General features: G+C 57.9%; 26 protein-coding genes. 4 read left to right on the top strand and 22 right to left on the bottom strand.

Annotation, left to right across the window (positions count from 1 at the left end):
* Nucleotides 1-3: 3 nt before the first annotated feature.
* The 17 genes from AALG83_06485 to aroF form a co-directional block, all read right to left on the bottom strand.
* Nucleotides 4-654 (bottom strand): amino acid ABC transporter permease, encoded by a 651-nt coding sequence (locus tag AALG83_06485; GenBank protein ID MEY8382802.1) that lies wholly within the window; start codon nt 652-654, stop codon nt 4-6.
* A 58-nt stretch (nt 655-712) separates the two neighbouring features.
* Nucleotides 713-1,570, bottom strand: a complete 858-nt coding sequence (locus AALG83_06480) for a transporter substrate-binding domain-containing protein (GenBank protein MEY8382801.1) — start codon at nt 1,568-1,570, stop codon at nt 713-715.
* A 193-nt stretch (nt 1,571-1,763) separates the two neighbouring features.
* Nucleotides 1,764-1,958, bottom strand: coding sequence for a hypothetical protein (locus AALG83_06475; protein ID MEY8382800.1), 195 nt, complete (start codon nt 1,956-1,958; stop codon nt 1,764-1,766).
* Nucleotides 1,959-2,045: 87 nt separating this feature from the next.
* A complete protein-coding gene (locus AALG83_06470; protein MEY8382799.1) occupies nt 2,046-2,627 on the bottom strand; it encodes an aminotriazole resistance protein in 582 nt (193 codons plus the stop codon).
* Nucleotides 2,628-2,645: 18 nt separating this feature from the next.
* Entirely contained in the window at nt 2,646-3,428 is a 783-nt protein-coding gene (locus AALG83_06465; protein MEY8382798.1) for a creatininase family protein, read from the bottom strand.
* A 38-nt stretch (nt 3,429-3,466) separates the two neighbouring features.
* A complete protein-coding gene (locus AALG83_06460; protein ID MEY8382797.1) occupies nt 3,467-4,276 on the bottom strand; it encodes an energy-coupling factor transporter transmembrane component T in 810 nt (269 codons plus the stop codon).
* A 2-nt stretch (nt 4,277-4,278) separates the two neighbouring features.
* Nucleotides 4,279-5,940, bottom strand: a complete 1,662-nt coding sequence (locus AALG83_06455) for an ATP-binding cassette domain-containing protein (GenBank protein ID MEY8382796.1) — start codon at nt 5,938-5,940, stop codon at nt 4,279-4,281.
* A gap of 21 nt (nt 5,941-5,961) precedes the next feature.
* A complete protein-coding gene (locus AALG83_06450) occupies nt 5,962-6,513 on the bottom strand; it encodes a phosphoribosyltransferase family protein (GenBank protein ID MEY8382795.1) in 552 nt (183 codons plus the stop codon).
* A 321-nt stretch (nt 6,514-6,834) separates the two neighbouring features.
* On the bottom strand, nt 6,835-7,137 hold the full coding sequence (locus AALG83_06445) for an MGMT family protein (GenBank protein MEY8382794.1): 303 nt from the start codon (nt 7,135-7,137) through the stop codon (nt 6,835-6,837).
* Nucleotides 7,115-7,573: a type II 3-dehydroquinate dehydratase gene (gene aroQ / locus AALG83_06440; GenBank protein MEY8382793.1), complete on the bottom strand. Its 459-nt coding sequence runs from the start codon at nt 7,571-7,573 to the stop codon at nt 7,115-7,117. Before aroQ ends, AALG83_06445 begins: the two co-directional genes overlap by 23 nt.
* A 202-nt stretch (nt 7,574-7,775) precedes the next feature.
* Complete coding sequence (locus AALG83_06435; GenBank protein MEY8382792.1) at nt 7,776-9,014, bottom strand: shikimate kinase; 1,239 nt, start codon at nt 9,012-9,014, stop codon at nt 7,776-7,778.
* A 1-nt stretch (nt 9,015) separates the two neighbouring features.
* Complete coding sequence (gene pheA / locus AALG83_06430; GenBank protein ID MEY8382791.1) at nt 9,016-10,158, bottom strand: prephenate dehydratase; 1,143 nt, start codon at nt 10,156-10,158, stop codon at nt 9,016-9,018.
* A 66-nt stretch (nt 10,159-10,224) separates the two neighbouring features.
* On the bottom strand, nt 10,225-11,304 hold the full coding sequence (gene aroC, locus AALG83_06425) for a chorismate synthase (GenBank protein MEY8382790.1): 1,080 nt from the start codon (nt 11,302-11,304) through the stop codon (nt 10,225-10,227).
* 16 nt (nt 11,305-11,320) lie between these two features.
* The gene (gene aroA / locus AALG83_06420; GenBank protein MEY8382789.1) at nt 11,321-12,577 is read right to left on the bottom strand and encodes a 3-phosphoshikimate 1-carboxyvinyltransferase; all 1,257 of its coding nucleotides are present in this window, start codon (nt 12,575-12,577) and stop codon (nt 11,321-11,323) included.
* Nucleotides 12,577-13,635 (bottom strand): 3-dehydroquinate synthase, encoded by a 1,059-nt coding sequence (gene aroB, locus AALG83_06415; protein MEY8382788.1) that lies wholly within the window; start codon nt 13,633-13,635, stop codon nt 12,577-12,579. Before aroB ends, aroA begins: the two co-directional genes overlap by 1 nt.
* Nucleotides 13,632-14,468 (bottom strand): prephenate dehydrogenase, encoded by an 837-nt coding sequence (locus AALG83_06410; GenBank protein ID MEY8382787.1) that lies wholly within the window; start codon nt 14,466-14,468, stop codon nt 13,632-13,634. The genes aroB and AALG83_06410 overlap by 4 nt, the downstream gene beginning before the upstream one ends.
* A gap of 4 nt (nt 14,469-14,472) precedes the next feature.
* Complete coding sequence (aroF, locus tag AALG83_06405; GenBank protein ID MEY8382786.1) at nt 14,473-15,489, bottom strand: 3-deoxy-7-phosphoheptulonate synthase; 1,017 nt, start codon at nt 15,487-15,489, stop codon at nt 14,473-14,475.
* 345 nt (nt 15,490-15,834) lie between these two features.
* Here aroF and AALG83_06400 point away from each other — a divergent pair, with 345 nt between their 5' ends.
* The 4 genes from AALG83_06400 (at nt 15,835) to AALG83_06385 (ending at nt 17,932) form a co-directional block, all read left to right on the top strand.
* On the top strand, nt 15,835-16,509 hold the full coding sequence (locus tag AALG83_06400) for an HAD family phosphatase (GenBank protein MEY8382785.1): 675 nt from the start codon (nt 15,835-15,837) through the stop codon (nt 16,507-16,509).
* Nucleotide 16,510: 1 nt separating this feature from the next.
* Complete coding sequence (locus AALG83_06395; protein MEY8382784.1) at nt 16,511-17,185, top strand: M15 family metallopeptidase; 675 nt, start codon at nt 16,511-16,513, stop codon at nt 17,183-17,185.
* A complete protein-coding gene (locus tag AALG83_06390; GenBank protein ID MEY8382783.1) occupies nt 17,182-17,445 on the top strand; it encodes a TfoX/Sxy family protein in 264 nt (87 codons plus the stop codon). The genes AALG83_06395 and AALG83_06390 overlap by 4 nt, the downstream gene beginning before the upstream one ends.
* Before the next feature lie 67 nt (nt 17,446-17,512).
* The gene (locus AALG83_06385) at nt 17,513-17,932 is read left to right on the top strand and encodes a PPC domain-containing DNA-binding protein (protein ID MEY8382782.1); all 420 of its coding nucleotides are present in this window, start codon (nt 17,513-17,515) and stop codon (nt 17,930-17,932) included.
* A gap of 196 nt (nt 17,933-18,128) precedes the next feature.
* Here the strand turns inward: AALG83_06385 and AALG83_06380 are convergent, their stop codons facing one another.
* From AALG83_06380 to AALG83_06360, 5 genes are all read right to left on the bottom strand, one after another.
* The gene (locus AALG83_06380; GenBank protein MEY8382781.1) at nt 18,129-18,704 is read right to left on the bottom strand and encodes an SIS domain-containing protein; all 576 of its coding nucleotides are present in this window, start codon (nt 18,702-18,704) and stop codon (nt 18,129-18,131) included.
* Nucleotides 18,705-18,894: 190 nt separating this feature from the next.
* The gene (locus tag AALG83_06375) at nt 18,895-19,473 is read right to left on the bottom strand and encodes an SIS domain-containing protein (protein MEY8382780.1); all 579 of its coding nucleotides are present in this window, start codon (nt 19,471-19,473) and stop codon (nt 18,895-18,897) included.
* Nucleotides 19,474-19,553: 80 nt separating this feature from the next.
* Entirely contained in the window at nt 19,554-20,072 is a 519-nt protein-coding gene (locus tag AALG83_06370; GenBank protein MEY8382779.1) for a nitroreductase, read from the bottom strand.
* 126 nt (nt 20,073-20,198) lie between these two features.
* Complete coding sequence (locus AALG83_06365; protein ID MEY8382778.1) at nt 20,199-21,143, bottom strand: 2-hydroxyacid dehydrogenase; 945 nt, start codon at nt 21,141-21,143, stop codon at nt 20,199-20,201.
* Entirely contained in the window at nt 21,140-22,519 is a 1,380-nt protein-coding gene (locus AALG83_06360) for a sugar transferase (GenBank protein ID MEY8382777.1), read from the bottom strand. Before AALG83_06360 ends, AALG83_06365 begins: the two co-directional genes overlap by 4 nt.
* Nucleotides 22,520-22,675 lie beyond the last annotated feature (156 nt).

The raw sequence follows: 22,675 nt of genomic DNA, 5'->3' as shown, positions 1-22,675 counted from the left end.
ACCTCACTTATAATAGGAAAGCTTGCGGCTGAGATAGGAGAAGCCCAGGGAGACAATGCCGTTCATGGCGAAATAGAAAATTCCGGCGATGATGATGGGCAAAGTGGAAAAATTGCCTGAGGCAGAGGTGTTTGCCAGGCGGAAGATCTCCGCGACGCCAATGGTCTGCGCCAGAGCCGTATCCTTGACCAGCGTCATAAACTCGTTGCCCATGGAGGGCAGGATGATTTTGACAACCTGGGGCAGCGTGATGCGGAAAAACGTCTGCATCTTGCCAAACCCCAGCACTTTGGCGGCCTCTATCTGCCCGGGATCGATGGCCTGAATGCCGCCCCGGAAAATCTCGGCGAAATATGCGGCATAGTTGATGGAAAAGGCCAGGATGGCCGCCCAAAAGCGCGGCAGGCCGATGCCCAGCAGATCCGGCGGGACGAAATAGAAGAAGATGAGCTGCAGGATGAGGGGCGTCCCCCGGATGATGAGCAGAAAACTCTCCATTGGGACGCGCACCCATTTGCGGCGCGACATGCGGGCCGCCGCAAACACCAGGCCCAGGGGCAGGGAGAAGAGCAGCGTCAGAAAGAAAACCTCCAGCGTAACGACGGAGGCATCCAGCATATTGAGAAGAAAGGTTTGCAGTGCTTGGCCAGACATAAGCGCTCCTTTTCAAAAATAAGGCGGGAAGCCGGAGCCGCCCGCCGTTTTTACTTCGCTATTCCTGCGCCGCAGGGTTTGCGATATAGTAGTTTGCCACGACTTCATCCATCAAAACGGCATCTGCACCGCCCGAGGAGAGGTCGAACATGGCCAGCACATAGGTATCCACTTCCACAGCCGCGCCGCCCTTGAGGCTCGCAGCCAGATCCGGGAACTCTGCCAGCGCATCTACGGCAGTGGAGCCGCCTTGCAGAACCAGCGTCTTGCCGGCCAAATCCTCGGCGGTTTTCAGGCCCTTATCGTAGAGCTTCTGTGTGGTTACGATGACCTGGCGGTTTTGCAGATAGGGCATGGAGAGGCAGAGCTGCTCCTGGCGCTCGGGGTTGATGGAAAAGCCATTCCAGATGCAGTCGATATTGCCGGAATTGATCTCTTTCTCCTTTGCCGTCCAGCTGATGGGCTGGAGCACCAGCTCAACGCCCAGGCGCTTGCAGACCTCCGTCGCCACGTCAATATCGTAGCCGACGATGTCGTTGTTCTCATCGCGGTAGCCCATGGGCGGGAAGGAATCATCTAACCCGAGGACGAATTTGCCTCTCTCCTGGAGCTTAGACAGGGAATCATCGGTGGCATCCGCCGTAACCAGCGAGGCATCCACGATGCTCACTTCTTTGCCAAACCACTTTTCATCGATTTTGGCCAGCGTGCCGTCTTCCTTCATCTCGACCAGCGCCTTTTCTACGGCCTGGCAGAGCGCCTTATCCTCTTTGCGGAAGCCGATAGCAAACTGCTCTTCTGCCAGAGGCTCGGAGAGGACGACGTATCCCGCGTCTTTCTTTGCGCAGGAAGTCAGGCAAAGGGCGAGCAGCAACAGCGTCGCCATCAAAACCAAAGTAACTCTCTTTTTCATCATTCTTTCTCCAATCTAAATCATTCTTCGCCGAAATACTTCGGGTGAATTCCAAGGACGAATATTATACTAGCATAGTAGCGTAGTAAAGTAAAGAGGAATTTTAACAAAATATTCGGTTTTGCGCGGCAATTTGCCAGGTCGCACTTTTCGCGCCGCGGCAGCCGGGCATTTTGCCAAGAAAAAAAGCGCTGTATTAGCGCTTTTCCTCCTCTTCCTGCGGCGCAAGAAAGAGCTCTGGCGGCAGGCTGCGAATCTGCTCGGGCGTGAGCACGCTGTCTGTCCCAAGGCAGGCAGTACAGCGCGCGCCGCACTGCGGGCAGATGCACCCCAGCGTCAAATCCTCGGACTGCACCATATAAGTGCCGCAATTTTGGCAGCTGCATCGCATAAAAATGCCCTCCTTTTTTTATAAAAGAAACCCGGGCCGAGGGGCCCGGGCCTTTTTACGCGGTTAAAAAATGGTTATGGCTGCGGCCTATACATAGGGGACCAGCGTCCGCACGTTCTTCATGAGCGGAGCAAGCCAAATGACGACGAAGGGCGTCAGCGCGATCGGAACGACGTCTGCGATGCCGATCCAGAGGATGCAGTAGGTATATTTCATACCAGTGAAGTAGGAGAGGGAGAGGCTGGTCGTCAGGATCATCAGAACGCCGAACAGGACGCTCCAGAACAGGCTCATGCCGATGAACTTGCCCTTTTTGCCCGGCTCCAGCAGGCTCATCAGGTCAACCTTGCCGCCTTTGAGGTGAATGAGGGCGGGCAGAGCTGCCGAAAGGCCAACCGTGATGCCGTCGGTCAGCGGGCTGTGCAGGGCGATGAAGCTGCCCGAGAGCAGCGCCCAGACGATGGTGCCGATATAGCCGGAGAAGAAGCCGGTAACTGGCCCAAACAGATAACCGATCACCGGGATGATGAATGCGAATGTGCGGAAGTGCACACCGGGGATCAGCGGAATCGGGCAGAGATATGCCCAAAGAATGCCGGTCAACACGCCGAAGATGACGAAGAAGACGATGTTGACAAAGGAGAATTTTCTGGTGTTAGCATTTGCCATGATCATAATTCCTCTCTTTTAATAATTGATTTGCGAGATTTCCTGCAAAATTGCAAAAAGTTTTTCGACCGCGTACGCGAAAAACGCTTGTCCCTTTTCTTTGGTGGCATAGGTGGGCGCGCCGATGACGCCGCTTTTGGTTACATCCTTGGTGCGCCAGCCGGCGTTGACGGGGCCGAACACTGTGACGAACTTATCGCCCGTAAAGCACTCGGCGGGGTCTTCATCTACCGCGAGATCCATGCGCACGGTTTCCGGCCGTGCTTCCAGCATCAGGGAAGTCTCCAGCTCGCAGGCATGGAAGATGCCGTAGGGGCCGGACTGCTGATATTTCTCCCGGGCCTCTGCCCAGAAGGAGGTGAACCACCAATCGAACACATAGACCTGCAGGCCGAAATCGATGCGAAGATCCCGGGAAAGCAGGTTGGCCATATCCGTGTTGCCGCCGTGGCTGTTGAACAGCACCAGCTTTTTGAAGCCGTGCTTTGCGATGCAGCCGGCAATATCGTGCAGAAGGGCATAGTAGGTCTGGGCGGAGAAAGTCAGCGTGCCGCAGAAATCCATATGCTCGTTGCTCTTGCCGATGTGCAGCTGCGGCGCGAAGATGACGTTGCCGCCCGAATAGCCGTCTGCCGCCTCGATGGCCTTATCCATCAGCGTGCTTAAGATGATGGAATCCGTGCCCACGGGAAGATGCGGGCCGTGCTGCTCTGTGGCAGACATGGGCAGCAGGACGATGGTATTATCCTTATCCAGCGCGGAAAGCTGGTCTCTCGATAGATTTTCCCACTTTGCAATCATGGTTTGAAACTCCTTTCGGTTTTTGTTCTATTCCCGCATTAAACCGGGATATAGAAGAGAAAGCGCAGAGCGACCGTCCCGGCGATGGCAACGGCAGTTGCCAGGAGGAACCAGGCGTCGTATTTGGATGCCTTGATGGTTTTATAGGACGTGCGCTTGACGCCAAAGTTCAGCTTATAGAAGTGCATGGCCAGCGAGATGGCATGGCCCTTGCCGATGACGCGGAACAGCAGAGGAATCGAGAAAATGATATAGTTCTTGATTTTTGTCGCCGTGCCGCATTCCTCGATTTCCAGGCCGCGGGAGCTCTGGGCTTCCATGATGGCCCGCAGTTCTGTGATGATGATGGGGATGATCTGGAACACCAGGCCGATGGCAAAGCTGATGGAATAGGGCATATGCCATTTGCAGAGGCCCAGAATGATCTCGCTGAAGTTGGTCGTGATGAGCACCATGAAGAAGGAGGCGATCATCAGGTAGATGCGCATGGAATAGACAAAGCCCTTGTAGAAATCGTACCAATCGAAGCAGATGTTCATCCCGAGCACATTGCCCTCATAGAAGATGGGGCCGCCCTCTACCGGAGGCCGTTCAAACAGCCCCAGCACAAACCAGAGCAGGAAGATGAATATCAGAAGCGCTTTGAGCTGTTTCAGCAGCTTGCCCATCTCGGGCATGATGCCGCAGCTCAGCCAGATGCCCAGGAAGAACAGGAACAAAAATACCAGCGCCGCGGCGGATTTGGTGAGAGACGTCAGCACGGCCATGGCCAGGAAGAAGAAGAACTTCGTGCGGGGATCCAGGCGGTGCAGGAGGGAATCCTTATCGACATACTGCAAATAATCCATAGTTAGGCATCCTCCCTTTTCAGCATAGCCGCGGCCTGCTCTGCAAATTCCTCGACGTTGTAGCACACTTTGCCAAACCCATAGCGCCGGGAAAGCCGGACGACAGGGGGCAGGCTGATGTTGATGGAATCAAAAATATCGTCTCTGCGGGCGAGGGCCTCTTTGCCGCCCTCGTAGATCTTCTTGCCGCCGCTTAAAATGACGGCGCTGTCCGCCACTTTGAAGACCAGCGGAATCTCGTGGCTGATCATGATGACCGTCTTGCCCTGCTCTTTGAGGAAGGCGATGATCTCCTCCAGCTGTTTTTTGATATGCAGATCCATGCCCAGGGTGGGCTCGTCCAAAATGACGACATCTGCGCTGGAAAACAGCACCGAGAGGATGGTGAGTAGATGCTTCTTGCCCATAGAAAGGTTGATGGGGAAGGTCTCGGCATCTGCGGCCAGGCCGTATTTTTCCAACACTTCCGCAACCTGCTCATCCGTAAAGGGAAGGCCCTGCATCCGGGCGCAGAAGGTAATTTCCTGGGTTACCGTCTGCTCGAAGAGCATGTGCTCGGGGTGCTGGAATACCAGAATGATGTTTTTGGAGATTTGCGCCACCGTCTTTTTGAGGGTGGACTGGCCGTTATAGCGGACGTCGCCGCTGGTGGGCTTATGCAGGCCGTTTAAATGCTTGACCAGCGTCGTCTTGCCCGAGCCGTTCTGCCCCATGATGGCCACCACCTGCCCCTTGGGGAAGGAAGTGTTGATATCTTTGAGCGCGTGGAAGCCGTCCGCGAATATTTTATTGAGCTGATGCGCCGTCAAAAACGCCTCTTCGGGCAGTTCCTGAGCGGCGGAGTCGGGAAGCTCCTTTTGGGCGAAGAGCGCGTCCAGCTGCTGCAGGGCGCCCTGCATGGAATAGAACATGGGAATTTCCGGGCGGATTTTCGCCATGGCGCGGTAGATCTCTGCCTCCTGAGGAATGGTAACGCCCAGCTTCTCCTGCAAATCGAAGTTGCGGAAGAACTCCTCTTTTTCGCCGTCGAACAGCACCTGGCCATCCGAAAGGCCGACCACCCGATCCACGATCCCGGCAGACCATTCCAGGTTGTTATCCACGATGAGCACCGTCGTGCCGTCGGCGCGGAGCTGGTTGAGCACACCCTGCACCATCTTTTTGCCGTTGGGGTCCAGCGAGCTGACGGGCTCGTCCATGATCAGAATATTGGGACGCATGGCCAAAACAGAGGCAATGCAGACGGCCTGCCGCTGCCCGCCCGAGAGCGCCGCAACAGAGCGCTTGCGCAGATACTGCAAATTCAGCAGATCCAGCACATATTCCAGGCGCTCGGAGATTTCCTGGGCAGGAAGGCCCATATTTTCCATGCCAAACGCGATGGCATCTTCCACGCCATAGCCAAACAGCTGGTTTTCCGGCGACTGGCTGACGACGCTGACCAGCGGGTTTTCGCCCAGCTCCAGCTCGCCCTGCAAAACGCCGTTGCTCTCAAGCTTTGGGATGACGCCGCTTAGGATATTGACCAGCGTCGTCTTGCCGCAGCCCGAGGGGCCGACGACGGCCGTTACCGCGCTCTGCCGGATTTCCAGGCTGATATCTTTGAGCACCTCGCTGCCGTCCGGCGTATACTGATAAGTAAGATTTTGGATACGATAATTCAAGAGAAACTCCTTTTGCCGGGGTTAAAATTTAAAAACAGGGAAGGATTCCAGGAAGATGATGTCGTCGCGCGCTCCTGCATCGCCCTCTGCCAGAATGGCAGCCTTGCCCGAGACGATGCCGCCCGCTTTTTTGACCAGCGCTTCCATGGCCTTGAGGGATTCGCCCGTGCTGATGACGTCGTCCACAATCAAAATGCGCTTGCCTTCGATCATCTTGGCCTCCACTTCATCCAGGCAGAGAATCTGCTTTTTCTGCGTCGTGATGGAATAGACCTCGGTTACGAACGGGTTGACCATATAGGGCTTGATGCTCTTTCTGGCGACGAAATAGCGATCCATATTCATCAGCCGGGCCAGCTCCTGCACCAGCGGAATGCCTTTGGCTTCTGCCGTGATCAGATAATCCACTTCGGGCAGCTTTGGCAAAAGCTCTGCGGCCGCTTTGATGACCAGCTGGGAGTCGCCCAGCAGAACAAAGCTGGCGATGCACATATTGTCCGCAACCTGCACGATGGGAAGCTCGCGCAGCAGGCCGGCGATGTTGATCTCGTATGTCTTGCTCGTTGGTTTCATAAAATTTCTCCCTTCAAGCCACGCTGTGGCTTGTTTAGAATCTAAAAAATGGCTGAGCGCAAAAACAAATTTGAAGCCAATCGGATTGCCTTTGCGCGCTTTCGCCCTCTCCGCGCGGAAAAAGGCGAAATCTTTCCTTTTATATATGAATTATAAAAGATATTCACAATCTGTTCAAGAGATATTTACGATTCTCTGAAAATTTCTCGAAATAAATAAAAAAAGAAGCGACCAATGTTCGGTACATAGTGAACGTTAGTCGCTTGAATTGCAAAAGGAGCGTTTTAGGGCTGTATGTTCCAGATAATGGAAGGAGATTGGCTAATCCCTGTAAGGGTCCCAGAGATGCTTTTTCAGATCCACGTTGCCGTTTGGGCGGAAGCAGACGCCCTCGGCCTCCAGCCGGGCGCGCTGATCCGGAAAATCCGGCGCCAGCCTGCCGCAGTGGTTGACACAGCGGTGGCAAGGCAGGTTTTCGGGCGCAAAAAAGAGCGCCTGCCCCGCCATGCGCGGCGCATGGCCAAACCCGGCAAGATGCGCCAGCTGGCCGTAGGTCGCCACGCGCCCGGGCGGGATATGAGCCACGATCTCGTAAACCTTTTTAAAGTATGCTTCCCGCTTCATTGCCGCTTTCCAGATACTGCTTCAGGAACCGGATTGCCTGCACATATCCATCCAGCCCCAGGCCGATGAAGGATTTGACGCACGCCATGCCGGGGTAGGAGATATGCCGGAAGGATTCTCTCTGATAGACATCCGAGATATGCACTTCCACGGCCGGGATGCTCACGGCCTTGAGCGCATCCAGAATGGCGATGCTGGTATGCGTATAGGCGGCGGGGTTGATGACGATGCCGTCCGTGTTGCCGTAGGCCTTTTGAATGGCATCCACAATATCGCCCTCGTGGTTGGACTGGAAGCACTCGCACTCGATGCCCAGGCTCTGGCAAGTCTCCTGCACGAGCTTCAGCAGGCTCTGATACGAGCCCTCGCCGTAGATGTTTTTTTCCCGGATGCCCAGCATGTTGATATTCGGGCCGTTGATGATGAGAAATTTCATGAGAATACTCCTATGATAATCAATTTAGAAAGCAAAGCCGAATTGCCGGCCAAGCGTTCCTGTTTCGCGCGAAAACCAAAAGAGAAAAGATGGGCGGCCTCTTGCCGCGGCGATAAATTCGGGCAGACCAAGCCAGAGAGTCCGCGCCGCCCGGCAGATTGTGCCGGCGGCCAGAGCATCGGCTTCAGCCAGAGGAGGACGCTTATTTTGGCATCTCCTCGCCCAGCAGGGCCAGCACTTTTTCCAGCGTATCCGAAAGGGAGGCGTTGTTGTCCACAGCAAAATCGCAGACGGCCTGATAGAGCGGCCCGCGCACCTCCGCAAGCTTTCGCAGGGCGGCAGGGTCTTTGGAAAGCGGGCGGCCGTCCAGCGGCAGTTTTTCCAGATCCCGGGTCAGCAGGAACACGGCGGCGTTTTGCCGCAGAGCCCTGCGGTTCTCTTCCAGGAGAATCGCTCCGCCGCCCACCGAGAGCACGGTGCCCAGGCGCTGGGTCAGCTGGGCAATGGCCTGCTGCTCGCGCTTGCGGAAGCCGGCCTCGCCCTCCTCTGCGAAAATCTCCGGGACGCTTTTTCCGGCGCTCTGCGCGATGGCGTCGTCGCTGTCGATAAACTCCCGGCCCAGCTTTTCGGCCAGCAGGCGGCCCACCGTGGTTTTGCCGCTGCCCGGCATCCCGACGAACACCACGCTTCTCAGCCGGTTTTCCAGGTTTTTCAAAATCTGCTCGGTTTTCTCCTGGGAAATGCTCTTTTGCAGAAACACCTCGCAGGCCGCCTTTGCCTGGGCGACGAGCATGGGCAGGCCGTTGGTATGCGGGATGCCCAGCGCCTCGGCCTCTAACAGCAGCGCGGTTTTGAGCGGGTTATAGATGACGTCGACCACGCCCTCCAGCCGCGAAAACTGCGCCAGGCCAAGGGGCGCCTGGCCGTTCTGCGGGAACATACCCACAGGCGTGGTGTTGATGATAATCTGGGCATCCGCATGGCGGGAGAGGTTCTGATAGTTGTGCTCTCCCGAGCGGGAGATGGTGAAAATCTCCCGAGCGCCCAGATCCTCGGCCACGGCATGGGCGGTTTTGGAAGTGCCCCCGCTGCCCAAAATGAGCACTTTTTTGCCGGAAAGGCAGATGCCCGCCCGGGCAATGGCGTATCCCAGGCCGGCGTAATCCGTGTTGTCGCCAAAGAGCCTGCCGCCCCGGTTGGCGATGGTGTTGACGGCCCCGATGCGCCGGGCGATGGGCGAAAGCTCATCCAGATAGGGGATGACGGCCTTCTTATATGGGATGGTAACATTCAGGCCGCGAAACTGCTTTTCCCGCAGAAAGCCATCCAGCTTTTCGGGGGGCAGGGAGATGAGCTGGTAGTCGTAATCCGCCAGCTGCGCGTGTATTTGGGGAGAAAAGCTGTGCGAGAGCTTTTCCCCTAAAAGCCCGTATTCTGCCATATTAGAAGGTCTCCGCATAGCAGCCCAGGAAGGAGAACTGCTCCAGCGTCCCCTCCAGCTCGGCCAGCAGCTTTAGAAGCGCATCCGAATGCGCCGAGACGCTGGCATCGAAATAGAACATGAACTCGAAATCCTTGCCGGGGATGGGGCGGCTCTCGATCTTGGTCAGGTTGAGCCCCAGGGTGGCAAACTTGGTGATGACGCTGTAAAGCGAGCCCGGGCGGTGCGGCAGGGTGAACATCAGGCTCATCTTGTCTGCGCCGGGGTAGATCTCCGGGGCGCGGGAGATGCAAATAAAGCGGGTGTAGTTGTTGTCGCTGTTCTGGATGTGATCCGAGAGAATTTGCAGGCCATAGAGCTCTGCGCATTCCCGGGAGGAGATGGCGGCAATATCCGTGCGGTCCGAATCGGCGACCATCTTGGCCGCAACCGCGGTGTTCTCATAGACATTCGCCTTGATCTCCGGGTGCTCCCGCAGAAATTCGTTGCACTGGGCCAGCCCCTGCTCATGCGAATAGATCTCCCGGATATCCTCCAGCCGCGTGCCTTTTTTGACCAGCAGGGTGTGGTTGATGCGCAGTTTGACGCTGCGCACGATGGAGAAGCGGAACTTCTTCATCAGGTCGTAAACCTGGCTGACAGAGCCGGCCGAGCTGTTTTCGATGGGCAGGATGCCATAGCGGCACATGCCCTTATCCACCGCGTTAAACACCGCCTCGAAGGATTTGAAATACATGATGCTGGGCAGGGAGAAGAGCTTTTCGCAGGCCGCCTGGGAATATGCCCCCTCCACGCCCTGGCAGGCCACGATGGCCTGATCCGGCATTTTGGCGGGCGTCTGCTCCAGCGCCTGGCGCACTTCCTTTTGCAGAGCGGAATCCTTGTGGATAAACTGGCTCTGATAGGAGCGGGAGACATCGAACAGTGTGCTGAACAGCACTTTGGTATACCCCGCAAGCTCGGGGCCTGCCGCTTCGGTAACGCGGTTTAAAATATCCGTCTCCCGGCTTTTATCCAGCACGGTCAGGTTATGCTCCTTCTTATACTGCGCCACGGCCAGCACCGTGTGCATCCGCTCGGCAAACAGGGAGACTAGCTGGTCGTCGATCCCGTTGAGCTTTTCTCTTGCTTGGTTGATATCCATAGAAATTTCCTTTCATCCAGGGTTTGAAAATAATATAACATGGCCGGTTTGGCCTTGCTTGCGAAGCTATGCGCCCAGCAGGGCATCCAGCAGCACGATGGCCGCCGCCGCCTCTACCACGGGAACCGCCCTTGGGACGATGCACGGGTCGTGCCGCCCGGCAATCTCCAGTTTCTCGGGTTTTTTCCGGGAAAGCGAGACCGAATCCTGCGCTCTTGCGATGGAGGGCGTGGGCTTGAAGGCCAGATGGAAGAGCAGGGGCATGCCCGTGCTGATGCCGCCCAGAATGCCGCCGGCGTGGTTGGTTTTGGTCAAAACCCGATCTCCTTCCAGAAAGAAGGGGTCGTTATTCTGGCTGCCCCGCATCTCTGCCGCCGCGAACCCCGCGCCGAACTCCAGGCCCTTGACGGCCGGGATGCCGAACAGCGCCGCGGCCAGGCGGTTTTCCAGGCCATCGAACATGGGATCGCCAATGCCGGCCGGGAAGCCGACGGCGGCGCACTCGATGGTGCCGCCCACGCTGTCCAGATCCGCCTTGGCCTGGGCGATTTTCTCCTGCATGGCCGCGCCGGCGGCATCGTCTATGACGGCAAAGGGCTTGGCCGAAACGGCCTGCAAATCCGCCGGGCAGACGCGCACCGGGTCAAACGGCGCATCAGATATGCCCGCGACGGAGGCGATATGCGCGCCGACAAAGACGCCCCGCTGTTCCAGCATTTGCAGGCAGATGGCCCCGGCAAAACAGAGCGGGGCAGTCAGCCGGCCGGAAAAGTGCCCGCCGCCGCGCACATCCTGAAAGCCGCCGTAGCGCAGGTTCGCGGTAAAATCCGCGTGGCCGGGCCGGGGAACATCCCGCAGTTTTTCGTAGTCTTTGGAGCGGGTATCGCCGTTCCCGATGAGCATGGCCAGCGGCGCGCCGCAGGTTTTGCCCTCTGCCAGGCCGGAGAGGATGATGGGCTCATCCGCCTCCCTGCGCGCCGTGGCATAGGCCGCGCGGCCGGGGGCTCTGCGCGCCAGAAAGGCCCGCACTTTCCCCATATCCACGGCAAAGCCGGCGGGCAGGCCGTCGATGACGGCGCCAATCGCCTGGCTATGGGATTGCCCAAAGATAGAGACGGTAATATTTTTTCCGATATGAGAAGACATGGCGCTTCCCTCCGATTTATAAGGTAGTGATCCTGCCGCCCAGTTTTTCAAAATCCGCCCAGAACCCGGGATAGGATTTGGAGACGACCTGCGCATCTCTTATTATAACATCTTTTTCACAGCTTAGGGAGGCAATCGCGGCAGACATGGCGATGCGGTGATCGCCCCAGCTGAAAACCTCGCCGCCCTTCAGGCGCGGCTTGCCCTGGATGATGAGCCCATCCGGCAGCTCCTCTATCTCTGCGCCCAGGCGGCGGAGTATGTCCGTAACCGAGCGCAGGCGGTCGCTCTCCTTGATGCGCAGCCGGGCGGCGTTTGTGATATGCGTTTTTCCGGATGCCGCCGCGGCCACTGCCGCCAGCACGGGAATGAGATCCGGGATATTGCCCGCGTCGATCTGGATGGCCGAGAGCGCCCCCGGGCGCACGGTAACCTCCTGCCCAGCCCGGCAGACCTGCGCGCCCATCCGGGCCAGCAGCGGCTCTACGGCGCGGTCTCCCTGGGCGGAGTTTTCATCCAGGCCGCCGCAGGCAATTTCTCCCGAGAGCGCCCCGGCACAAAGCCAAAACGCCGCGCTGGACCAATCTCCGCAGATGGCCAGCCGGCCGGGGGAGCGATACCGCTGCCCGGCGGGGACGCAGAACCCCCGCTCCGTCCGCTGGACATGGACGCCAAAGCGGCGCATGGTCTGCACCGTCATCTCGACGTATCCGGCGGATTCCAGCGCCGTGCTCAGGGCGATTTCCCCGCCCTCGGGCAGCAGGGGAAAGCAAAGCAGCAGGCCGGTCAGAAACTGGGAGCTGACGTTGCCGGGCAGGGTAAACACCCCGCTTTGCAGCTGCCCCGAAAGCGCGATGGGCAGGTGGGCGCGGTCCAGCTGGCAGCCATGCGCCTCCAGCTCCTCCTTCAGCGGGGAAACCGGGCGCTCGGGCAGCCTGCCCTGGCCGGTGAAGCTGGCCGCACAGCCCAGCGCCGCGGCGACGGGCAGCAGAAAGCGCAGGGTCGAGCCGCTCTCTGCGCAGTTCAGCTCTGCGGCCTGGGCGGCGCGCCCGATGGGGCGGACGCGGATGCTGTTTTCCGAGACGTCAAAAGCCGCTCCCAGGCTTTGCAGGCAGCGGATGGTCGTCTCAATATCGACAGAGCTTCCGTTTAAGGAGAGCTCTGTGGGCGCATCCGAAAGCGCCGCGCAAATGAGGGCGCGGTGCGCATCGGATTTGGAGGAGATGGCAGAAATCCTGCCCGAAAGACGCGAAGGAGAGATGCGAATATCCATTATGCATCCACCCCCAGGCGGATGATCTCGCCCAGCGTCTGCATAGAAACTTTTTCCAGGCGGCAGGCTCCGATCTGCTCCGGGAGCACCAGCGTGATGCTGGCGCCGCCCCGCTTTTTATCCCGGCCTGCCGCGGCATAGAGCGCCTTCGCATCATAGGGGCAGCGGGTTTTTAGGCCAAAGGCGGCCGCGGCCCGGGCGATTTCCTGCGAGCAGTCCTCTTTCAGCAGACCGGCGCGGTGCGCGCCCCGGGCCATGAGCACCATGCCAATGGCCACGGCGTGGCCGTGCGAGATGGTGAAATTGCTGCAAGCCTCGATGGCGTGGCCGATGGTATGCCCGAGATTGAGGAACTGGCGCGCGCCGGTATCCCGCTCATCCTGGGCGACGTAATCGCGCTTGATGCACACGCACTTTTCGATGATTTCCTCCCGGTCTGCGCCGATTTTATTTTGGCAGATTTGCTCGAACAGCGCTGTGGAATGAAGAACGCCGTATTTGATGGCCTCGGCGGCGCCGTCTGCAAAAATTTCGGGGGAGAGCGTTTCCAGCGCGGCCGTATCGCAGAGCACAAGGCTGGGCTGATGGAACGCGCCCGCGAGGTTTTTGCCCGCCCGGAGATCCACCGCCGTCTTGCCGCCCACGGAAGAATCGATGGCGGCCAGAAGGGTGGTGGGAATCTGCACATAGGGGATGCCGCGCATGTAAGTCGCCGCGGCAAACCCGGCCATATCCCCGGTTACGCCGCCGCCCAGGGCGACGATGAGAGATTTGCGGTCCATCCCATGCTCAGCCAGAAACTCCAGAATCTTGGCATAGGTCGATAGATTCTTGCTGGCCTCGCCTGCTGGAAAGACGTATTTGCAGGGGGCAAAGCCCGCTTCTTTTAAGGAGGAGAGTAGGGCATCCGCATAGAGCGCGTCCACCGTGCTGTCTGTGATGACGGCAATGCCGCTGGGCGAGAATTTCCCGGCGATGCGCGCGCCCGCCTCCCGGATCAGGCCGGGGCCAATCAAAATCTCATAGCCTTCCCGAATGGGAACATGCACGTTTCTCATAAGCGATCCACCTTCTCCTTGAGCTCTCTTCCTTCCTTTAAAAGCCGGCGAAGCGTATCGGCGTCCTGCGCCTTGAGCGCCGCGCTGTATTCTTTCAGCCGCTCTGCGATGCAGTCTATCTCTTCGGCCAGGTTTTCCCTGTTTTCCAAAAACAGCTCGGTCCACATGGTCTCGTTCAGATAGGCGACCCGGGTGAGATCCCGGAAACTGCCGGCGGAAAAGCCCTTAAAATTGACGGCCGTCGGGCTTTTGACATACGCGTTGGAGACGACGTGCGCCAGCTGGGAAGTGAATGCGATGCGCTTATCGTGGATGAGCGGCGTCGTGATGATGACGCTGCCAAAGCCGATTTGCAGGAAAAACTCCTTGGCGAACTCGACGCAGGAAAGATCGTGATCCGGGTAGGGCGTCAGGATCATGGAAGCGCCGGAAAACAGCGAGGCCAGGGAATATTCAAAGCCCGAATGCTCGGTGCCCGCCATGGGGTGCCCGCCGATGAAGGTGAACCCATGCTCTGCGGCGACGCTTTTAAGCGGCTCGCAGACCACTTCCTTGACGCCGCAGCAGTCGATGACCAGCGCGCCTTTTTTGATTTTTTCCGCGTGCGAGCGGATATATTCCACCGTCGCCTGGGGATAGAGCGCCAAAATGAGCATATCGCAGGAGGGAAGATCTTCCTCCCGCAGCTCTTCGGAGATGACCTTCGTCATCTTTGCTTTGAGGACGACGCTGGAATCGAGATCCGCGCCCAGCACCGTGTGATCCGTGTGCTCGGTAATTGCCTTTGCCATGGAGCCGCCAATCAGCCCCAGGCCGATGATGCCGATTTTCACGCCGCTACCTCCCAAGCTCTTTGCCCACCACGGGCAGGATTTTTTTGACTTTGCCCGCCACTTCATCGAACATCTGGGGCGAGAGAGACTGCGGGCCGTCGCAGAGCGCCCGGGCAGGGTCGTTATGCACCTCGATCATCAGCCCGTCTGCGCCGGCGGCGGCTGCTGCCAGCGCCAGCGGCTCCACCAGGTAGGAATGCCCGGAGGCGTGGGAAGGATCCACCACCACAGGCAAATGCGATTTCATCTTGATGAGCGGAACCGCCGAAATATCCAGCGTATTGCGCGTGTATGTCTCAAACGTGCGGATGCCCCGCTCGCAGAGGATGATGCGCTCGTTGCCCCCGGCCATGATATACTCGGCGCTCATGAGCAGCTCCTCCAGGGTGTTGGCCAGGCCGCGCTTTAAGAGAATGACCTTGTCGCTGTGCCCCAGCTCTTTGAGCAAATCGAAATTCTGCATGTTGCGCGCGCCCACCTGGACGACGTCGATATCCGCGAACAGCGGAAGCTGGGAGATATTCATAATTTCGGTAACGATGGGCATGCCCGTGGCCTTCTTGGCCTCGAGAAGCAGGCGGATGCCCTCTGCGCCCATGCCCTGGAAGGCATAGGGGGAAGTGCGCGGCTTGAAGGCGCCGCCCCGCAGCAGCCGTGCGCCGGATTTTTTCACCGCTTTTGCCACTTCGATGATCTGCTCTTCACTCTCCACCGAGCAGGGCCCGGCGATGAACTGGAAATTGCCTCCGCCGATTTTCGCGCCGCCGATTTCGAGGACGGTATCATCCGGGTGGAAATCCCGGTTGACGTTCTTATACGGCTCCCGGATGCGCTTGACGTCCTGGACGATCTCCAGGCTCTTGATAAGGTCCAGATCGACTTTGGAAGTATCGCCCACAAGGCCGAGGATGGTCTGGTATTCGCCCTGGCTCATATGCGTATCCAGGCCGAGGCTGTGCAGCCAGGTGATGAGGTTTTGCTTTTGCTGCTCATCTGGGTTGCTTTTGAGGATGATAATCATGGCTTTCCTGCTCCTTGAAATAAAAAATGATAAACTCCTTGGAAAAATAAAAAATGCAGCGGCTTTTCGCACACTGCATTTGCTTTCCGATGATTCGGCAGCACTTAGAAACTTGAGGCCCTGGCAGTGGCACGCGAAAAGACTTTATCCATAAAGTAGATAAAGTAAAAGTAATAATATGCAGCTGCCTTTGCGAAGTGTTTCATTTTGAGCTACCTCTTTTTTACTAACCTTATGATACCCTGCAAAAAAAGCAATGTCAAGCGTTTCTTTTCTTTGACAACGCCGGAAGCGGCATGGTATCATTTTGCTGGAAGTTTTGACTTTTAGAGAAGGAGAGAACGCGTGAGAATAAAGGCAGCAATTTTTGATTTGGATGGGACGCTTCTGGATTCCATGTACTACTGGCGGCATATGTTCGAGATTTTTCTGGAAGGCTACGGCAAAAAGCCAAAGCCGGATCTCAAAGATAAGCTAAAGCCTTTAAGCCTTCAGGAATCGGCGGATGTGTTCCGGATGGAGTACGGCGTTCCCGGCAGCACGGACGAGGTGGCCGATGGCATCAACAAAGTGCTGGAAGAGCGCTATTTCCATACGATTGAGGCCAAGCCCTATGTGCGGGAGTTTTTGGAGCTGCTCCGGGAAAACGGGGTGAAAATCTGCGCCGCCACGGCCACGGACCGCTATCTCATCGAGGCGGCCCTCAAGAGAAACGGGCTTTATGATTATTTCTCCCAGATCTATACCTGCACGGAAGTGGGACGGGGCAAGGAGTTCCCAGATATCTACCTCAAAGCCATGGAGTTTATGGGCGAGCGGCAGGAGGATACCGTCGTCTTTGAAGACGCGTATTACGCCATCAAAACCGCAAAAGCCGCGGGCTTCTATGTCGTCGCCATGGCGGACGAGACGACCAAGGAAGATGAAGAGGGCATTGTGCAGGCCGCCGATGAATATCATCAGGATTTTCGCAGTGTGCAGATAGAGACAGAAGGGGGATGCGCGCGCATTGGAGCATAGAATGATTCCGCCTTTTCCCGGCGTCCGGGAATCCGCCGCGGCGGCAGTGGAAAACGGCGAAGCGCTGGTCTGCATTCAAAAAGAGTGCCCGGAGCAGTTTGTCTGCGCATCTGCCTATTTCGCCCAGGGGCTGAGCGGCGCGCTGGAGGAAATCTATATCCGGGAGGGCGCGCTGGAGCGCCTGAAAAAGGCGGCGAAGGCTCTGCCCGAGGGCTGCCGCTTCAAGCTCTGGGATATCTGGCGTCCGGTGGCCGTGCAGCAGGCGATTTTCGACGCCTATGCCGCGGAGATTGCCCAAAAACAGCCGGCGCTTTCCAAAGAGCAGATTTTTGAGGAGACGAGAAAATTCGTGTTCCCGCCGGGAAGCGATGCGCTGTTCCCGCCTCTGCACGCCACAGGCGGCGCGGTGGATCTGACCATTGTGGATGAGCAGGGAGCCGAGCTGGATATGGGGACGGGCTTCGATTATTTTGGCGATGCCGCTTTTCCGGAATACTACGAGGCCCCCGGCAGGGATGAGCGCATCCGACAGAACCGCCGTCTGCTCTATTTTGCCATGATAGACGCCGGCTTTATCCCGGACAGCGTGGAATGGTGGCACTTTAACTACGGCAACAGCGCCTGGGCCAAGTGGACGGGCAATGCGCCGATTTACGGAGGAGTTTTCTCGCTGTGAGCAGGCTGGAGGAGCTGCCAAACCTCGGGGCAGTGATGGTGCAAAAGCTAAAAGAGGCTGGGATTGAGACGCCGGAGCAGCTGGGGGCCATGGGCGCCAAGCAGGCCTGGAGGCAAATCCGTGCGCTGGCAGACCCGGGCATCTGCCTTTCGGCTTTGCAGGCGCTGGAAGGCGCTGTGCGGGGCGTGCGCTGGCACGATCTGCCGCCCGAAGCAAAGCGGGAGCTGAAAGCCTTCTACCAGGCGGAGAAAGGGAAATAGCAAAATGCCCGCAGGATTCTGCGGGTTTTGATTCTGAGCCGGAAAAGGCTCAAAAGGGGGAGAGAATATGGAGTATCGCAGGTTTGCAAATACCATCGTCGCCAGAATGGATAAGGGAGAGGAAATTCTGGAGCAAATCCAAAAAATTGCGGAAAAAGAGCAGGTTCGGCTGGCCAGCATCCGCGCCCTTGGAGCCACGGACGATTTCACCGTCGGCGTGTTCAAAACCGGGGAAAAGAAATATTACGCCAACGAATTTCGCGGAGACCATGAGATCGTCTCCCTGACGGGCACCATCAGCACGATGGACGGCCAGTTCTACGCGCATCTGCATATGAGCGCCGGCAATGAGAAGGGGCAGGTGTTTGGCGGGCATCTCAACAGGGCGGTTGTCAGCGCGACCTGCGAGATGGTGATTGAGGTCATCGACGGGCAGGTGGAACGCGCGTTTGACGAGCAGATTGGGCTGAATCTGTTTCGGTTTTAGCATCTAAAACTTTGGCGGCCATGGCCGGAGCGAAATGTTTGCATCCCGGCATGGCCGCTTATTTTGCCGTTTATCAGAACGAAGCCGGCGGCCCATCGCCCTGCGGCGGCAAAGTGCCGGTATATGCGGCGCCGGGGCGGCGGCTTTCATCCCATCAAAAAAAGCGCCGGAATTCTGGCGCTTTTTTGGTATCTGCCTACTCCACGTTGCTGTGGTTTTTCGCAATCGTCTGCCGATCCGCCCCGATGCGCACGGCGCAGCACGCCCGGATGACATCGCCCACCGTCTGCATGACGGGGTAGAACGCGCTGGTCTGCACCAGAGCGGAAAGCTCGGTCAGTTCTGCATCCGGCTTGTAGCCCGAGCCGATCATGACGGTATCCTCGATATGCACGGTGTAATCCGCAAGGCTCTCCAGCGTCGAGCCGCGCTTGCCCACCAGCAGGCCGATTTTCACGCCGTGGCTCTTGGCCTGATTCGCGAAGAGCACCATGGATTTGGTCTCGCCCGAGCCCGAACCGATGATGAAAATATCGCCTTCCTGCATGGAAGGGCAGGTGTTGTCGCCCACGATATAGGCTCTAAGGCCAATCTGCGAGCAGTCCATCGCCAGCACTTTGATGTTGTTGCCGGCGCGGCCCCAGCCCGAGACGAAAATGCGCTTTGCTGCCACCATGGCATCGGCCAGCGCGTCAATCTCTGCCTGATCCACGTTTGTGAGCATCTCTGCCTGATGCGCGGCCAGCTTTTTTCTCTCTTCCAAAAAATCCATTTCTTTCTCTCCTTTAAGAGTATTTCAAATCCTGAGCCTATTATATACTGCGCCGGGCGGCACCACAAGCTTTTTATGCGAAACCGCGGTTTTGGGGGGCGGGAGAAGCAAAAACCGCCGCCTTTCCATGCGCGCGGCCTGCCCTGCGGCAAAAAAGAAGCGCCGCAATGCGGCGCTCTTCTGATTCGATTTATTCGATGTTGTTGTGATTGCGGCCCATATCCTCGGGCGTCACGCCCAGCTTATCCGCGCAGTAGGCCGTGATGGTGTCGCAGACCGACTGCATCACCGGGTAATAGGCGTTAGACTGCACCAGCTGCTCTTCCAGCGTGGCCATGCCTTCCGGCGGGCAGTAATCGTTGGCGATCATGAGGTTGTCGTCGATATGCACGGTATAATCCGCGATTTCCTCCAGCTTGGAGCCGCGCTTTCCCACGATCAGGCCGACTTTGCTGCCGTGGCTCTTGGCCTGGCCGGCGAAAAGCAGCATGGATTTCGTGCCGCCCGAGCCCGAGCCAATGATGAGAATATCCCGCTCATTCATGGAAGGGCAGGAGTTATCGCCCACGACGTGCGTCTTAAGGCCAATCTGGGAGCAGTTCATCGAAAGAATTTTGATGTTGTTGCCCGCGCGGCCCCAGCCCGAGACGAAGATGCGCTCCGCATCCAAAATTGCCTGAGCCATCGCATCCAGCTCTGCCTGATCGACGCTTTTGAGCATCTCTGCCTGGCGCTCTGCCAGCTTTGCTCTCTCTTGAATCCGATCCATTTCTAATCTCCTTGAAGTAAAATACGGCGTACGCCGCATCTACAACTCTAGCATAAGCAAAGCGGCAAAGTCAAGCAAAGCTAATCCGCGAAAACGACCCGGCTTTTGCGCGGCGCGGCGGCAGGCGTTTCTGCGGCATACCCCAGCGCGGCCATGCCCCAGACCACGTGATCCCCCGGCACGCCCAGCCCGTCCAGAACCCGGCGGACGGCGGGTTTATCGCAAATATCCCGCAGCTGGTTGATCCAGACAGAGCCGATGCCCATGCTGTGCGCGGCCAGGAAGATATTTTGCAGTGCGCAGGCGCAGTCCAGCATACCGTTGTGGTTTTCCGGATCGCAGGAGAGCAGGATGAGGGCGCTTGGGCCGTAGAAATTGTAGCTCTCGTCTGCGCCGATTTCCTCTCGGATGGCTTTGGCCAGCTCTGCCAGCTTTGGCTGGCTGGTCAGCACGGTGAACTGGAACTGCTGGCGGTTCATGCCTGTGGGCGCATACTGCCCGGCCTGGGCGATGATCTCCAAATCTTCCCGGGAAATGGGCTTTGGCAGAAACGAGCGGATGCTTCTTCTGGATTTGATATTCTCTAACACTTGGTTCATAACGATCCCTCCTGATTCTTTCTTGGCATAGCATTCGCCGCGCCGGCGGCGCACTCCTGCTTTTGGGCAAATAATTCGCGGTTTCGGCATTTTGCGATTTTCTAAAAAAAGCGCCGGAGCGCTTTTTTACGGGATGAGGTTTTGCGGCGCGCCCTTCAGATAGGCGGCGATGTTTTCAAAGGCGATATGCGCCCGCTTGACCAGCGCTTCTTTTGTCGCGAAGGCGACGTGCGGCGTGGCCAGCAGGTTGGGCGCGCCCAGCAGGGGGTGATCCGCGGCGATGGGCGGCTCGCTCTCGAACACGTCGATGCCCGCGCCGGCGATGCAGCCGCTGGAAAGGGCGTCGGCCAGCGCCTGGCTGTCCACCACCGGTCCTCTGGCTGTGTTGATGAGCACGGCGTTTTTCTTCATTTTGGCAATCTGCTCTCTGCCGATGAGCCCCCGGGTCTGCTCATTGAGCGGCGTATGCAGGGAGACGATATCGCAGGTTTCGAGCAGTGTATCCAAATCGACAAAGCACACGCCGGGCAAATCCTTTTTGGTGCGGCTGTAAGCGTAAACCTCGCAGCCAAAGGCCTGGGCGATGGCCGCCACCCGGGAGCCGATGGCGCCCGCGCCCACGATGCCGAATTTCTTGCCCTCCAGCTCGAAGCCGATGAGGCCGTCTTTGGTCCCTTCCCGGCGCACGGCGGTGTCGCAGGCGGGAATGCGGCGATAGAGGGAAATGAGCAGGCCGAAAACCAAGTCTGCCACGGCGGCAGTGGAATATCCGGCGCAGTTGCAGACGGCGACACCCCGCTCCCGGCAGGCCGGGAGCGCCACATGATCCACGCCGGCAAACGCCACGGAGAGCATTTGAAGCTTCTCACAGCCCCGGATGACCTCTGCCGGGAAGGGCAGGTTGGCCAGAGCGATGATATCCGCATCCTGCCCCCGGGCGATGAGCTGGCCGGCATCCGCGGTGCGGCTGGAATGGATGATAATTTCATGCCCGGAGCCGAGTTTTTGCTCTGCAATCTCCCGCAGGAGCGTCTCTTCCACGCCCAGCGGCTCGATGACGACAATTTTCATCTCTTCTCTCCTTTCGGATGCGGCGCGTTTTCGCCCGCGTCCACCCCTTCCGAGGATTCCTTGACGAACAGCACGCGCACAGTCTCGATCATGAGCTTGATATCCAGCATGAGCGAATAGCTCTGGATATAGAGCAGATCCAGCATGAGCTTCTCGTATGGGTCTGTGGAATAGCGGCCCCAAACCTGGGCCATGCCTGTCAGCCCGGCTTTGACGGCCAGGCGGTGCGAAAATTCCGGGATGGTTTTGGTGTATTCGTCGTAGAAGAACTGGCGCTCGGGGCGCGGGCCCACGATGGACATATCCCCCTTGATGATATTGAAGATCTGGGGCAGCTCATCCAGGCGCAGCGAGCGCAGGATGCGGCCGATTTTGGTGATGCGCGGGTCGTCCTTTTCGGCTAGCACCGGCCCCACGTGCTTTTCCGCATCTGGGATCATGGTGCGCAGCTTGTAGACGCCGTATTCCCGGCCGCCGCGGGTCAGCCGTTTTTGCCTGAAGAAGGGGTTATGCCCATCCTGCAAAAAGATGAGCAGCGCACAGAGCAGGATAACGGGCAGCGCCGGAACCAGCGCCAGCATACTGAAGCAGAGATCCAAAATGCGCTTCATGACTCTCTGGCCGCCGGTCAGGCCGAATTTGTTGACGCTGATCATCATCAGGTCGTCGAACTGTTCGCTTTGGGAAGTGGAGAGCATGATATCCGTGTAATCCGGGCGGATGAGCACGGGCTTTTCCATGGAGGCGCACATGCGCAGGAACATCGCTTTGTCGATGGTGCCCAGCTTGCCCAGGATGACGGCCTTGTGCGACAAGATGATGGATTCGATCTCCCGGTCGTTTGGCGAAGTGATGGCGTCCACCCGGTATTTCTCGCTGTACCGGTTGACTTTTTCCAGCACAAAAGCCTCGCCTTCGGGGTCGTCTGTGATGAGCACAGAGGGCAGCGGCGGGCGGCAGCGGAAATAGAATTTGCGCGAGAGCGTCAGCCAAAGGGGCAGGACGGCCAGCTCCAAAACAAAGTTGAGCAGGGCGATTTTCTTGCTCAGCTGCGCGCCGATGGCCACATAGGGCAGTGCCAGCAGGATGACGTTGCTGATAAGCGCCGAGATATAGATGGAATACAGCAGGTTATAATAGCGCTTGCCGCTGAAGTTGAAGCAGTCTAAAAAGCTGGCAGAGATGAGCGTGATCACCCAAAACCAGGGCAGAACCACATAGAGGTTCGCATTGCTGAAGCGATCCCAGACGTTATGCACAAAAAGCGTTGCCAGCGTCATGCTGGCGCAGACGAGCAGGGAAAGCAGCGCGATGGAAAACAGCCGCGCAATGCCCTGGCCACGGTATTTATTGAAAAAGGATTTTCTTTTTGCCATCCGCATATGCCCCTTATTTGGTGAGTTTAGCCAAAGTATATCACGAAGACCGGCTTTGCGCAATGCACAGAGGGCGGCGGCGCGGCAGGCAGGCGCAGGGGAATGCGCCAAAGTGGGGAATCGGGGGCGAAAATGCCCGGCTCCGGGGGGCGCCTG

It is taken from the genome of Christensenellaceae bacterium 44-20 (assembly GCA_041223705.1).
Taxonomy (GTDB): domain Bacteria; phylum Bacillota; class Clostridia; order Christensenellales; family Christensenellaceae; genus QANA01.
This window is presented reverse-complemented; position numbering and strand designations above follow the sequence as displayed.

Bases quoted from the DNA above. Each gene is read 5' to 3' on its own strand.
- AALG83_06485 (MEY8382802.1), bottom strand. From the start codon at position 654: ATGTCTGGCCAAGCACTGCAAACCTTTCTTCTCAATATGCTGGATGCC.
- AALG83_06480 (MEY8382801.1), bottom strand. From the start codon at position 1,570: ATGATGAAAAAGAGAGTTACTTTGGTTTTGATGGCGACGCTGTTGCTG.
- AALG83_06475 (MEY8382800.1), bottom strand. From the start codon at position 1,958: ATGCGATGCAGCTGCCAAAATTGCGGCACTTATATGGTGCAGTCCGAG.
- AALG83_06470 (MEY8382799.1), bottom strand. From the start codon at position 2,627: ATGGCAAATGCTAACACCAGAAAATTCTCCTTTGTCAACATCGTCTTC.
- AALG83_06465 (MEY8382798.1), bottom strand. From the start codon at position 3,428: ATGATTGCAAAGTGGGAAAATCTATCGAGAGACCAGCTTTCCGCGCTG.
- AALG83_06460 (MEY8382797.1), bottom strand. From the start codon at position 4,276: ATGGATTATTTGCAGTATGTCGATAAGGATTCCCTCCTGCACCGCCTG.
- AALG83_06450 (MEY8382795.1), bottom strand. From the start codon at position 6,513: ATGAAACCAACGAGCAAGACATACGAGATCAACATCGCCGGCCTGCTG.
- AALG83_06445 (MEY8382794.1), bottom strand. From the start codon at position 7,137: ATGAAGCGGGAAGCATACTTTAAAAAGGTTTACGAGATCGTGGCTCAT.
- aroQ (MEY8382793.1), bottom strand. From the start codon at position 7,573: ATGAAATTTCTCATCATCAACGGCCCGAATATCAACATGCTGGGCATC.
- AALG83_06435 (MEY8382792.1), bottom strand. From the start codon at position 9,014: ATGGCAGAATACGGGCTTTTAGGGGAAAAGCTCTCGCACAGCTTTTCT.
- pheA (MEY8382791.1), bottom strand. From the start codon at position 10,158: ATGGATATCAACCAAGCAAGAGAAAAGCTCAACGGGATCGACGACCAG.
- aroC (MEY8382790.1), bottom strand. From the start codon at position 11,304: ATGTCTTCTCATATCGGAAAAAATATTACCGTCTCTATCTTTGGGCAA.
- aroA (MEY8382789.1), bottom strand. From the start codon at position 12,577: ATGGATATTCGCATCTCTCCTTCGCGTCTTTCGGGCAGGATTTCTGCC.
- aroB (MEY8382788.1), bottom strand. From the start codon at position 13,635: ATGAGAAACGTGCATGTTCCCATTCGGGAAGGCTATGAGATTTTGATT.
- aroF (MEY8382786.1), bottom strand. From the start codon at position 15,489: ATGATTATCATCCTCAAAAGCAACCCAGATGAGCAGCAAAAGCAAAAC.
- AALG83_06395 (MEY8382784.1), top strand. From the start codon at position 16,511: ATGATTCCGCCTTTTCCCGGCGTCCGGGAATCCGCCGCGGCGGCAGTG.
- AALG83_06385 (MEY8382782.1), top strand. From the start codon at position 17,513: ATGGAGTATCGCAGGTTTGCAAATACCATCGTCGCCAGAATGGATAAG.
- AALG83_06380 (MEY8382781.1), bottom strand. From the start codon at position 18,704: ATGGATTTTTTGGAAGAGAGAAAAAAGCTGGCCGCGCATCAGGCAGAG.
- AALG83_06375 (MEY8382780.1), bottom strand. From the start codon at position 19,473: ATGGATCGGATTCAAGAGAGAGCAAAGCTGGCAGAGCGCCAGGCAGAG.
- AALG83_06370 (MEY8382779.1), bottom strand. From the start codon at position 20,072: ATGAACCAAGTGTTAGAGAATATCAAATCCAGAAGAAGCATCCGCTCG.
- AALG83_06365 (MEY8382778.1), bottom strand. From the start codon at position 21,143: ATGAAAATTGTCGTCATCGAGCCGCTGGGCGTGGAAGAGACGCTCCTG.
- AALG83_06360 (MEY8382777.1), bottom strand. From the start codon at position 22,519: ATGGCAAAAAGAAAATCCTTTTTCAATAAATACCGTGGCCAGGGCATT.